Below are 13,048 nucleotides of genomic sequence, written 5' to 3' on the forward strand. Positions count from 1 at the left end.
AAGCCTTTTTTTCAGAAAAATCTCCAACTCTATCGGCTTCATGAGTGAAAGTGAGCTTATTGAGTCCAAAATACCCATGAATTTTCTTATTATATCAATAAGCTAAAATTCATCTTATTGGCTTATCTTAAACGTTGGGTTCTTTAGGGTTAGAAATATAGCCTTGTAGGGGGGGCAGCAATAATCGGGAAATATTTTTATCCCACAGTGAACCTTTCTGTAACATTTTGTAATCAACAAGCGCACTGAATAAAAATCCACCTTTGAGATTGTTTTCAATGAACAATATTTCAATATCGAGCTTGGAGAAGCAATATGAACGCAACAAAAATAATTAGATTAACGATTACGGCACTGGTGCTTAACTTGAGTATTTTGAGTTATGCAAGTGCATTAACTCTTAGTTGCAAATGTCAAGTCAGTGCTACTCGCTCGTCAATATCAGTGGTTGGCGCAGGTCTTAAAGGGAAATATTGGGTAATATTGATTTCAGGAGGAGTCGGCAAGGCTTCGCTCCCGAAGGCAGCAAATGCCAGCGGCGTAGTAAAATTTGATTTCGATAGTAATCCTGTAGCAATTGGGGCTGGAGCTAGATCAATTCCTGCAGCGTATATTAAAAATAATTATGTGATAGTAAGGCTTCGTGAGGCAGTAACAAATCGTCTCCTCGGTGCCGTGGGGCCAACGTGTGCGGTTGTTAAGTAGGGTTAGCGATTTCTTCCCTTTAGATGAGATAGGGTAGATGTCGAAATTTTTATCACCTAATGAACCTTTCTGCTTTTTTGTGTAATCAACACCTGAGTTGTACAAAAAATCAGTTTGTTGATGGCTTGTTCAACAACCAATATTTCAATTTTAAACTAGGAGAAAAAACATGGGCTTTAAAAAAATAGCGGGCTTAGCTGTAACAGCCTTGGCACTTAACCTAATTATTTTGGCCGATGCGAACGCGGCAACTATTAGCGTTAAATGTGAAGTCCGTGGCACTAGCCGTTCGAAAATATCTGTGGATGGTGCTGGTCTTACCGGGACTTTCTATGCCAGAGTAACTTCAGGAGTGGTCACCAAGCAGTCTAAAGCAACGATGATTGCTGATTCCAGCCATGAGGTAGAGTTTGATTTTGACAGTAATCCGAATGACGTTAAAGCCGGAGCGACAGCAATCCCGGCCGCTTTCATTAAAAGCAATAAAGTTATAGGTTACATCCGCCGTAGTGGAACTAATGCTATAGTAGGGGCGATTGGAGCAACTTGTAAGGCTAAGTAATGTCGATCAGCTGTTTTTCGGTTGTTTGTTAAATTACCACCATTCGATTTTAATCCGGCCATTCCTCTTCGAGGAGTGGCTCTTAAATGTTTTTTTCGATATACAAACCTTCAAAGCTTCCCGCAAGGCACGCATTAGTCCCTCCCCACGTTTTGTGTCACATCGCTAGTACACGCTGCCAACAAATTCCTTTTAATTAAAGTGGTTGTAATCGCATGATAATTAATACTATTTAAACTAAACGAATCCTCGTGCATATAACAATATTGTTGTTTGTTTGAATACATTTAATATTTTTTTAAGGTTCGACTGAACCTTTTACTTACTTTCTGCAATCAACGAACAAATGTTACTTTATTTGGTCTATCATTTATGAAAGCTCATGCTGTCCCAACACAATCTTTTGCAGGAACGCCATTGGATACATGTCAAAATGGTCAGCAACTGCGCGATGCTGGGTTAATAGCGCGGCTCTGCGATGCAGATGAGCAAGCACTTGAGCAGCTTTATCACCATTACTACACCCGTTTGTTCCGGTTTATTGCCCGTGTCACTCGGCGAGATGAGCTGATCGACGAGGTTATTAACGATGTGATGTTCATCGTTTGGGAGAAGGCCGCAAGCTACGATCCGCACTGTAAACCTTCAACATGGATTTTTGGCATCGCTTTTAATAAGGCTCGACAGGCCGTGCGTGATGCTGGTCGTCCAGAAGAGGAATCATTCGATGATCTCGACGAAGATAACTCGTGGTTAGGTAAACAAGATGCCGGACTCTTTCAGCTGGAAATGGATGATTGGTTGGGATCTGCGCTGGGCGAATTATCACCTGAACACCGGGCAGTCATAGAGCTTACCTATTACGAAGGTCTTCATTACAGCGAAATTGCAGCCATCATGGGCTGCCCTGAAAATACCGTAAAGACCCGAATGTACCATGCCCGTAAAAAGCTGGCAGTGATTTTAGCCCCAACGAACGATAGTTCGTCTCACACAAACTGAAAGTTGAGGAGTTTACGATGCAACATATAAATAAAGTATCTGACTCAGCTCATCAAGAACTTTCTCAGTTGTTACCTTGGTATGTTAACAAGACATTGCAAGGCAGTGAGCTAAAAGAAGTAGATCATCACTTAACTGTTTGTCTTACCTGTAAACGTGAGGTAGTCCAGCTACAGAAGTTGGCGCATGTTGTTATCAAGGAAGGTTCGTTAGACTCGGCAGAGCAGGCTTCTTTTTCACGGCTGAAAAAGCGTCTGCATACCGCCAAACCACTGGATATGCAATCTTTGCCTCAACAAAATCGCCCTGAACAACTTAAAATCGGTGCTTCCGATAATGTTAGACGAATCAGCCGTGCTAGAAAGCAGGGATGGATTAACAATTCGGTATTGCGTCCTGCGCTAGCGATGGCCGCAGTCGTGTTGCTATCACTGTTGATGCCACGCTACCTTGATACTGAAGTGAAACTAGGCAACGAGTTTCGAACCCTTTCTAACGCCCAACAAAATCCCATAAGCGCAAACGAAATCAGGGTGGTATTTGCAGAGGGTATCAGTCAGCAGCAAAAAGGTAAAATTCTCAAACGTATACATGGTCAGTTTATTGATAACCCAACTGCACAAGGTGTTTATACAGTTCGATTAGACAGAGACATGACCCCTACAGATCCACTTGGTGTTGTTGGAATGTTAAGAAAAGATTCCAGCGTAATTTTTGCAGAACCAGCTTATGAGTTGCTTTCCTCAACGCACATGGAGAAAGAAAAATGAGAATTTATTTATTGTTAGCCTTACTTGGGTTGACCATTTTTTCTACTCCTTCGCAAAGCAAAAATGCAACCGACAGCAAAAGTGGATTCTACAGCCTGTTAGACCAAAGGAATGCTGACCGTCTGCTGCTGGTTACTTTTTCTGATAACACGATTAATAGCATCAAGGGTACTGCTTCCCCAACGTCTTACAGGCGGCGTGGCGATTACCGAAGCTCCACTTGGAGCGAGAGAGTCGCTAATCAGCTCGCTGATGATTACGGCTTGGAGAAATTGGCTGAATGGCCAATGAGTGAAGTAGGGGCACAGTGTGTGGTTTATAAGGTCTCAGACAAAACCACTGTAGTCAGTGCCATTGAGCGCTTGTCCAAAGATGATCGTGTCGACATTGTGCAAAGTATGAATGTGTTTAAGACTAAGGCGCAATCTTACAACGACCCTTACTTTAAGCTTCAGACCAATTTGCAGCAAATGCAAATTGGTTTAGCGCATGGCAGGGCTACTGGGCAAGATATTATTATTGGTATGATTGATACTGGCGTAGATTTGGATCATCCCGATTTAGCAGGGCAGATCAGCAAAAACCAGAATTTCGCAAAGGATATATCTGCCAGTTTTTCAACTGACAAGCATGGCACGGCAGTGGCTGGAGTGATGGTTGCTAGAAGAGATAACGCCAAGGGAATTATTGGTGTAGCACCCAATGCCAAACTGGTCGTATTGAAAGCCTGTTGGCCGGATAAAGCCGACGCTATTGAAGCAATATGTAACAGTTTCACCCTCGCGTTGGCCATAAATACGGCAATCAAAACGGGTGTCGATGTGTTGAATATGAGCCTAACTGGGCCTCAGGATCCTTTGCTGACCTTGTTGCTCAATAAAGCAATAGCAAACGGTATTATCGTTGTCGCCGCCGATACAGGATTTGCTGATTCAGTCGAGAGTTTTCCAGCATCCCTAAAAGATGTTATTTCTGTTCAGTCTATTAAACAGCCCGTTTCAGTGCCTGATTCTTTGGCGGAATCCGTAGCCGCTCCAGGCGATAAAATACTAACTACTTTGCCGCATGGCACATACGATTTTATCTCAGGTAGTTCGATAGCTGCGGCTGAGGTGTCTGGTGTAATCGCTTTGTTGTTAGAACTTAAACAGGATTTAACCGTGGCTGAAGTTCATACGATTTTGCACAAATCCAAAGTGATGCCAAAAGGCGGCATTATTGCTGGCGTTAATGCTAATGTTGCGGTGAATGCGCTATGCGAAACAGTTGCTTGTTCTCAATCAGTTGTGAGTGTTGCACAGAGAAAACCTTTGTAGATAAATCTAAAATACTCTAACTTTTCTGAGGAAATAAAATGGCAAGACGAGGGGATCACTCCCTGGAGCAAATAAAAGACATGATCCTGGTTGCAGCCGAAAATTTGGTTATCGAAGGTGGTTTATCCCTGTTAACGGTACGTAAAGTAGCGGCGAAAATTGGTTATACCATAGGCAGTGTCTATATGGTGTTTACGAGCATGGACGATTTAATCTTGCATCTCAAAGGGAGAACGCTAGATACGATAGCCGAACAAATGGAACAAGTAGGCACAGCTAGCGCGGAGAAGGGCTTAGAAGAGTTGGCAGGTGTTTATATCAGATTTGCCAGCCAAAACCTTAATCGCTGGAGCATGGTTTTTGAACACCGCTTGCCAGAAAATATTAAAGTTCCAGCTTGGTATCAGAAGAAAGTCGATAATATTTATGGAAAATTTGAGTCGCAATTCGCACAACTCACTCCTGAATTATCGCCTGCCCAACTAAAACAAACAGCGTTAGCTTTCTTTGGCGGTATTCACGGGATGTGCGTATTTATGCTAACAACGCAGCTTGGCGGGTTGAATAACAACGATTATGAAGAAGGTGTCGCCTTGTTAATTAGACGGTTTACTCATCACAACCGGACGAGTATAAGAGAAACTTGGAAGTCACGGCTGACAGGCCGCCCTCCTGCTAGATAAAAGATTGAAAAGATCACCGAAGCTGTGGGAGTTTGCTCCGGTGATCCTTCGAAATTAAGGTCTGGCAGAAATCACACTTTGTGATAGATATCCGCACCTTCTTCAATAAATTGCTTCGATTTTTCCACCATTCCTGCCGCTAAGGCTTCCTTTTCATCCGTTATCCCTTTTGCTTGGGCGTAATCTCGTACGTCCTGACTGATTTTCATCGAGCAGAAATGTGGGCCACACATCGAACAGAAATGTGCCACTTTTGCCGAATCTTTTGGCAGGGTTTCATCGTGAAATTCGCGGGCTTTTTCAGGATCAAGCCCTATATTGAACTGATCCTCCCAACGGAATTCAAAACGTGCTTTGGACATGGCATTATCACGCGCTTGTGCGCCAGGATGGCCTTTAGCCAAATCAGCAGCATGGGCGGCGATTTTGTAAGTGACGATGCCTTCACGTACATCTTGTTTATTAGGCAAACCCAAGTGTTCTTTTTGGGTGACGTAACACAACATTGCACAGCCGTACCAACCTATGTTTGCCGCACCTATTGCCGAGGTGATATGGTCATAACCTGGGGCAATATCGGTGGTTAATGGCCCCAAGGTATAAAATGGCGCTTCCCCGCATTCTTCCAACTGCTTTTCCATGTTGACCTTAATCATGTGCAAAGGCACATGCCCTGGGCCTTCGATCATGGTTTGTACGTCGTGTTTCCAAGCAATTTTGGTCAGTTCACCCAAAGTTTCCAGTTCACCGAATTGTGCCGCATCGTTAGCATCATAAATGGAGCCAGGGCGTAGGCCATCACCTAACGAGAAAGATACATCATAAGCCTTCATGATTTCGCAGATTTCTTCAAAATGCGTGTACAAGAAGCTTTCAGTATGATGTGCCAAACACCATTTCGCCATGATGGAACCGCCACGAGACACGATACCGGTCATGCGTTTTGCGGTTAACGGAACATGATGAAGGCGTACGCCAGCATGGATGGTGAAGTAATCCACACCTTGCTCTGCTTGTTCAATTAAGGTATCTCGGTACATTTCCCAAGTCAGCTCTTCGGCTTTACCGTTTACTTTTTCGAGCGCTTGATAGATAGGCACGGTGCCAATCGGTACTGGCGAATTACGTAATATCCATTCTCGGGTTTCGTGGATATTTTTGCCCGTAGACAGATCCATAATAGTGTCGCCGCCCCAGCGTATGCCCCAAAGCATTTTTTCGACTTCTTCATCAATCGACGAAGTTACCGCAGAATTACCCAAGTTCCCGTTAATTTTCACCAGGAAATTACGTCCGATAATCATCGGTTCCAGCTCTGGATGATTGATATTGGCGGGAATAATCGCCCGTCCTCTGGCGACTTCATCACGGACAAATTCAGGCGTAATGGAAGTTTGTATGGATGCGCCGAAAGAATTGCCAGGATGTTGGTCTTTCCATAAATCCCGCATTAGCTCCATGTTCTGATTTTCACGGATGGCGATAAATTCCATTTCGGGCGTGATCATGCCCTTCTTGGCATAGTGCATCTGCGATACATTTGCGCCAGCTATCGCGCGGCGCGGCTTCAGAATATGTTCAAAACGAAGATGTGCAGTCGCTGCATCGGCCATTCGTTGACGGCCAAACTCAGAACTCGGCTCAGATAATTCTTCCGTATCATTGCGTTCCGCTATCCAGGCAGCACGGACAGAACCCAGACCTTTCTTCAAATCCACCACCACATTAGGATCGGTGTAAACGCCTGATGTGTCATAGACATAAAGCGGCGGATTTTTTTCCGTGCCAAAGTGGACGGGTGTATCAGATAGGCTTATTTTACGCATAGGGACGCGTATATCGGCACGACTACCTTGCACATAGATTTTCTCCGATGCAGGGTAAGAATCGATTTTTATGCTGTTAGCAGCGGATTCAGCGGTGAAAGAGGCATCTTTAATGACAGCGCTCATGTTTATCTCCAAAAAATAAGACAAGGCGCGGGAAGTGTGGGCTTCCCTACGCCGGTATTAACCGGGGTCAGGTTCAAAGGGTATTTCTCAGCCTCGGAAAATATTCGAAGCACCCCTAGCCATTACGGATACAACTAAGTTAAAGGAAATAAAAGAAAATTGCAAATCTAAGGTGCTGTGATCAAAGTGGCCTTTTATTTGAGGCAAAAAAGGTTAAGCGATGAAATGCCATAAAACGGAGGGAAGTATAATAATTGCTTAAACTTGGAGCGGTGCTTGGCGAAGCAAAAGAAAGTATCCCAGCCATGATGATTGCCGGATTCCGGCAATCGATGCCGGAATGACGGTTACTCTAGCCTAATCCAACTTCCCATGACACTGCTTAAACTTCTTCCCTGACCCACACGGACACGGATCATTACGACCTATTTTGTTAGCCTCTCTTACAAAAGGTTGTGCTGGTGCGACAGGGTTTTCTTCAATGGTGGTTTCTGGATCATACTCACCCAATGCAGATGCTTCGGCATGTTCAAAATGCAACTCCCTGGGGGCTTGCATTTGCTCGTCCATCGCCTGTATGTCTTCTTCTTGGCTGACTTGCACACGGAACAAGATTCGGGTTACTTCGTACTTGATGTGGTCGAGTAAGTTAGTGAACATTTCGAAGGCTTCGCGCTTGTATTCCTGTTTGGGATCTTTTTGCGCGTAGCCTCTAAGATGTATGCCTTTACGCAGATAATCCATTGCGGTTAAATGCTCTTTCCAACTGTTGTCCAACACTTGCAGCATGACGGACTTTTCAAAATGCCGCATAACTTCTGAACTCATTTGCTGTTCTTTGTGCTTATATAGCTGCCCCAGCGCTTCAATAATTCGGGTGCGTAGCCCTGCTTCTTGAAGCTTTTTGTCTTGATCCAGCAGGGTTTGGATCGGGACTTCTGTATTGAATTCCTGATAGAGATGTTCTTCTAGCCCCTTGATATTCCACTGTTCTTCCATAGTTTTTGGCGGAATGTATTGGGTGATGAGGTTGTTCACTACATCTTTACGTATTTCGACGACGATGTCGGAAATATCCTTGGCCTCCATAAGCTCATTACGCTGGGCATAGACCACTTTACGCTGGTCATTGGCAACATCATCATAAGCCAGGATTTCTTTACGAATATCGAAGTTGCGGTTTTCTACCTTGCGCTGGGCGTTTTCGATGGAGCGGGTGACCCAAGGATGTTCGATGGCTTCGCCACTACCCATGCCCAGTTTTTGCATCAGGCCAGCGACACGGTCGGATGCAAAAATACGCATCAAGTCATCTTGCAATGCCAAGTAAAAGCGTGAGGAGCCGGGATCGCCTTGACGACCGGAACGACCGCGCAATTGGTTGTCGATACGACGGGACTCATGGCGCTCGGAGCCGATCACATGCAAGCCACCAGAAGCAATGACTTGGTTATGCCGTTCCAGCCACGCGCCCTTGACCCTATCCTTGTCTGCACCACTGGCATCAGGGCCTAACGCCGCTAATTCAGCATCCAGGTTGCCACCCAACACAATATCGGTGCCTCGACCTGCCATGTTAGTGGCAATGGTAACCGCACTGGGCATACCGGCCTGTTGCACAATATGCGCTTCACGTTCGTGCTGTTTGGCGTTAAGGACTTCATGCTTGACACCCAGCTTATTCAACAAAACCGATACCCGTTCGGAATTCTCAATAGATGTTGTGCCTACCAGAACCGGCTGTCCGCGCTGAACGCAATCTTTGATGTCTTCTGCGACGGCGTTATATTTTTCGTCGGCGGTCAAATACACCATATCGCCCAAATCCTTGCGGATCATTTTCCGGTGCGTGGGTATGACGACCACTTCAAGGCCATAAATCTTGTTGAGTTCGAATGCTTCGGTGTCAGCCGTACCCGTCATGCCTGAGAGCTTTTCGTACAAGCGGAAATAGTTCTGGAAGGTAATCGAAGCCATCGTCTGGTTTTCATTTTGGATTGAGGCGCGTTCTTTCGCTTCAATCGCCTGATGTAAACCCTCTGACCAACGCCGGCCAGGCATAATACGACCCGTAAATTCGTCAACAATTATGACTTGATCGTTTTGTACGATGTAATCGACATCGCGTTTGAACAAGGTATGCGCTCGCAAGGACGCGCTCAAATAGTGCATCAGGCGGATGTTAGTCGCATCATACAAGCTGGTGCCTTCGGTCATTAAGCCATGATCCACCATCAAGTGTTCTACATGCTCGTGGCCTTTCTCGGTCAAATGGGCTTGGCGTTCTTTCTCATCAACCCAGTAATCGCCATTGCCTTGCTCTTTTTCCTGTCTGATCAGGTGCGGAATGATGGCATTGGCTTTAACGTAAACTTCGGTGCTCTCTTCCGTCGGTCCAGAAATAATGAGCGGCGTTCTGGCCTCATCAATCAGGATGGAATCAACCTCGTCGATGATAGCAAAATTCAAGCTACGCTGGACTTTTTGCTCCAGGTTGAAGGCCATATTGTCGCGCAGGTAATCGAACCCGAACTCATTATTGGTGCCGTAAGTGATGTCTGCGGCGTAGGATGCTTTTCGTTCATCGTGTTCCATCTGGCTGATAATAACGCCGGTGGTTAGCCCTAAGAAGCTGTACAACCTACCCATCCATTCGGAATCCCGTTTGGCGAGGTAATCGTTGACGGTAACGACGTGAACGCCGTGTCCAGGCAAAGCATTGAGATATGCCGCTAAAGTCGCCATCAAGGTCTTACCCTCGCCGGTTTTCATTTCAGCAATTTTGCCGTCGTTGAGGATCATCCCGCCGATAAACTGCACATCGAAATGGCGCATTCCAAAGACCCGCGAAGAACCTTCCCTGACTGCGGCAAAAGCTTCTGGGATAAGGCTGCCCAGCTTTTCGCCTTTTGTAAGACGATTACGAAATTCTTGAGTTTTGGCTTTTAATGCTTCGTCAGATAATTTTTCATAGTCTGAGCTTAGCGCATTAATCCTTTTGACAAGTTTCCTCTTTTTCTTAACAAGCCTGTCATTTCGGCTTCCAAAAACTAATCTAACCAGCTTGCTCAGCATGTTTATTTCCGATGTAAATTGAATCAAACCATTGATTATATACTGTCTGGCTTATTAGGTACAAAAAACAGCCACCGTTTTAAAGACAATAACTGCCGTTTAGCCTAAAAGATAGGACATCTTAAAACGTGACAACTTCTTCATCTTTGCTCACCAACACCACATCCGCAGGGCGCATGGCAAACAGTCCAACAGCAACCACACCGACGATGTTATTAATGACTTGTTCCATTTTGATGGGGTCTAAAATATCTAGGTTATGGATATCAATAATCTGATTTCCATTATCGGTAATACAGTTTTCCCGCCATACAGGTTGACCACCTAATTTGACCATTTCCCTGGCGACATAGCTTCTCGCCATCGGAATTACTTCAATCGGCAATGGGAATTTGCCTAAAACATCCACACACTTGGAACCATCCGCGATACACACAAACTTCTTACTGGCTGCGGCAATAATTTTTTCTCGTGTTAATGCCGCGCCACCGCCCTTAATCAATTGTTTATGTGGGGTAATTTCGTCGGCTCCATCTACGTAGACTTCAATTGTACCCACCGAATTTAAGTCCAACACTGGAATTCCCGCTTGTTTTAAAAGCACCGTGGTTGCCTCTGAGCTGGATACCGCACCTTCAATGTCTGCCTTCATATCCGCCAGATAATTGATGAAATACTTCACCGTAGAACCTGTACCGACACCAATGACAGGTACGTCTTTAATATATTTCAATGCCGCTTGAGCCACTTTTTGTTTCAATTCGTCTTGTGTCATGATATTACCGTTGTTGTTATTAAAATTAGGGAACTTGCTTAAACTACAAAAAGCACCCGGATGAAAAACAGGTCATGATAATACCTCAGATGGAAAGTTTCCTCAGCCGATTTTTTATTTGCCCAATTATTGGGTTCTAGATACAGCAATATGTACTTAGATATTTTGAGAATTTAACAAAAGACACCGCTAGTTGTTTAGGTCCATAATTAATCGCATTCGTCTTGAACTTGTCGAAAGCGTAATGGCATTGATAATGCAGCACACTTCTGTAAGGTAAGCTCCAAAAGCACAACCTTTCAATATAACAAAAAAAATGGGTTGCAAAATACCAAGCCCCCTCTCCTGCAGGATGTCTACAAGGATGTAGGCAGTAGGGCAACGCATGGAGCGGTTGCCGAGGAGAATAAAATCAACTTTTTATACCCCCCATCCCGCCCTTAGCGTCGTAGATTCCATACCCTACTCACGCATTTCCTCCATCCCTGGCGGTCGTCCACCAAGGGAGAAGGGGCAGATACTTGCGCAGATACCTATGCTCGGTGGGAGAGGGGATTATTTAGAGATTTCTTATTAGTTATGCACTAGTTTTTGCCCGTTATTTTCTAGCATACCAATCGACTGTTGCGCTTCAATTCGGGATAGCCTCGAAGTTAAAACTTCAATCCGTTGCGCCTGAGTTTGGAGTACCGTCATCTGCCCTTTTAAGTTATCGATTTCTTGAGCCTGCTGCTGATTTTTTAGTTGTTCAGTTTTTAGCAGATCTTCCTGTGTTTTACCTTTCAACTTCTCAGCTTCCAATAGCGCATTCGTATGCTGGAGTTCGTTAAGGATCATCGGCGTTAGCTTCTGGTATTGCACGGTTTCAATCTTACCGTCCGCACCGTAAGCAACCAAATCAGGATAAACTTTAGCAACTTCCTCCGCTATCAGGCCGTATTCTAGCGGATTTCCCCCGCTTTCGTCAGCTTGTTTATAGTGATAGGTTACGGGACGTAATTGCAATAACTTATGGCTCGCCTCGTTCATGTCCTGGATGTCTTTTTTGAAGCGGACAGAGGAATTGATTGTGCCTAATTGACCATTGCTGTCAATAACAACGGGAACAGCATTCGCTAAGCCAGTGGTTGTCCCACGAATACCAGCCAAAAATGCACGTTTTTGATTTGCACTTCCAATACGAATGGTTGAGTCTTCAGTCTCTACACCGTTATTGCTTAGGTAGATGTTGAATTTTCCTGAGAATAGATTTTTTCCAGCATTTATTCCCAATGCCAAATTATAATTTCCAGCCCAATTAAAGCTAAGAGCTCCGAATCCAAGTGCAGTATTGTAGCTACCATACTGGTTGTTGAAGAGTGCTGTATAACCGTTCGCCGTGTTGCCGTTTCCTTTTATGTTTCTCAAAAGCGAAAGAGAACCAATAGCTGTGTTGTACACGCCAGTGATGTTATCGTTTAGCGCACTACTGCCATTCGCTGTATTATCTTAACCTGTCGTATTAGATAAAAGGGCATTAACACCGCAAGCAGAGTTACCATGACCACTGGTATTTTGAGAGAGCGCCCCAGTACCTATAGCGGTATTAGAATAGCCAATATTGTTTTTATTTAGTGCGAATTGACCATTAGCCGTGTTGAAAGAGCCGGAGGTGTTTGAAGCAAGTGTACCACTGCCAAAGCCCGTGTTAGCCACGCCTACGGTGTTCTTTAAAAGCACGCTTGCACCACCGGCGGTATTTTGGCGAATGTCACTTCCCGTGGGATTCGGTGGTGATACCCCTAAAACCAAATTAGACCACAGCACTATCCCTAAAAGGATGGCTTTGTTTTTTTGTTTCATATTCAGATTCCTGTTTTGGCGGTTATTAGAGCTTTAGTTATAGATTCGGTCTACTGAAGATTTAACTTTACTGGTGATAAAAAGGCTGCAACCCTTGAATTACGTGGTTTCGCTAAAGGACTCAGAGCAGATAGTTCAAACATTACAAGGCCGGATCAATAACCCAATAAAAGAGGGGTATTTGGGTTATGGTTTTGAATCTTATACTGAATCCCAGTAAGTCCTCCGATAGGCTAAGGACTAACGGTGACATGTTCAGAGTTGCCCTAAATAAGCAAAACAAAAAAGTTTGTTTTAACTGCTTTGAAAACCCTGCTTGTGAGCATACTAAATCCAAGCTGAATGTAGCCTGAATATATTTGTTAG

11 protein-coding genes and 1 riboswitch are annotated in these 13,048 nt (G+C 44.6%); of the genes, 6 read left to right on the plus strand and 5 right to left on the minus strand.

Annotation, left to right across the window (positions count from 1 at the left end):
- The first annotated feature begins 315 nt into the window (after positions 1-315).
- From ABL924_RS03970 to ABL924_RS03995, 6 genes are all read left to right on the plus strand, one after another.
- Complete coding sequence (locus ABL924_RS03970; RefSeq protein ID WP_349025771.1) at positions 316-705, plus strand: hypothetical protein; 390 nt, start codon at positions 316-318, stop codon at positions 703-705.
- A gap of 169 nt (positions 706-874) precedes the next feature.
- Positions 875-1,267: a hypothetical protein gene (locus ABL924_RS03975; protein WP_349025772.1), complete on the plus strand. Its 393-nt coding sequence runs from the start codon at positions 875-877 to the stop codon at positions 1,265-1,267.
- A 417-nt stretch (positions 1,268-1,684) separates the two neighbouring features.
- Positions 1,685-2,269 (plus strand): RNA polymerase sigma factor, encoded by a 585-nt coding sequence (locus ABL924_RS03980; protein WP_349025773.1) that lies wholly within the window; start codon positions 1,685-1,687, stop codon positions 2,267-2,269.
- A 17-nt stretch (positions 2,270-2,286) separates the two neighbouring features.
- Positions 2,287-3,039: a hypothetical protein gene (locus ABL924_RS03985; RefSeq protein ID WP_349025774.1), complete on the plus strand. Its 753-nt coding sequence runs from the start codon at positions 2,287-2,289 to the stop codon at positions 3,037-3,039.
- The gene (locus ABL924_RS03990; RefSeq protein ID WP_349025775.1) at positions 3,036-4,355 is read left to right on the plus strand and encodes a S8 family serine peptidase; all 1,320 of its coding nucleotides are present in this window, start codon (positions 3,036-3,038) and stop codon (positions 4,353-4,355) included. Before ABL924_RS03985 ends, ABL924_RS03990 begins: the two co-directional genes overlap by 4 nt.
- 38 nt (positions 4,356-4,393) lie before the next feature.
- Positions 4,394-5,038 carry a TetR/AcrR family transcriptional regulator gene (locus ABL924_RS03995; protein WP_349025776.1) on the plus strand — a complete coding sequence of 215 codons (645 nt, stop codon included), beginning with the start codon at positions 4,394-4,396 and terminating at the stop codon, positions 5,036-5,038.
- A 71-nt stretch (positions 5,039-5,109) separates the two neighbouring features.
- Here the strand turns inward: ABL924_RS03995 and thiC are convergent, their stop codons facing one another.
- The 5 genes from thiC to ABL924_RS04020 form a co-directional block, all read right to left on the minus strand.
- Positions 5,110-6,990, minus strand: a complete 1,881-nt coding sequence (gene thiC, locus ABL924_RS04000; RefSeq protein WP_349025777.1) for a phosphomethylpyrimidine synthase ThiC — start codon at positions 6,988-6,990, stop codon at positions 5,110-5,112.
- A 26-nt stretch (positions 6,991-7,016) separates the two neighbouring features.
- Positions 7,017-7,117, minus strand: a riboswitch (TPP riboswitch).
- Between the two features lie 230 nt (positions 7,118-7,347).
- On the minus strand, positions 7,348-10,065 hold the full coding sequence (gene secA / locus ABL924_RS04005; RefSeq protein ID WP_349025778.1) for a preprotein translocase subunit SecA: 2,718 nt from the start codon (positions 10,063-10,065) through the stop codon (positions 7,348-7,350).
- Between the two features lie 121 nt (positions 10,066-10,186).
- Positions 10,187-10,840 carry a ribose-5-phosphate isomerase RpiA gene (gene rpiA, locus ABL924_RS04010; RefSeq protein WP_349025779.1) on the minus strand — a complete coding sequence of 218 codons (654 nt, stop codon included), beginning with the start codon at positions 10,838-10,840 and terminating at the stop codon, positions 10,187-10,189.
- 573 nt (positions 10,841-11,413) lie between these two features.
- A complete protein-coding gene (locus tag ABL924_RS04015) occupies positions 11,414-12,118 on the minus strand; it encodes a tail fiber domain-containing protein (protein WP_349025780.1) in 705 nt (234 codons plus the stop codon).
- A 210-nt stretch (positions 12,119-12,328) separates the two neighbouring features.
- The gene (locus tag ABL924_RS04020) at positions 12,329-12,682 is read right to left on the minus strand and encodes a hypothetical protein (protein WP_349025781.1); all 354 of its coding nucleotides are present in this window, start codon (positions 12,680-12,682) and stop codon (positions 12,329-12,331) included.
- Positions 12,683-13,048: the final 366 nt, after the last annotated feature.

The sequence above is a fragment of the Methyloglobulus sp. genome (genome assembly GCF_040079455.1).
Lineage (GTDB): Bacteria > Pseudomonadota > Gammaproteobacteria > Methylococcales > Methylomonadaceae > Methyloglobulus.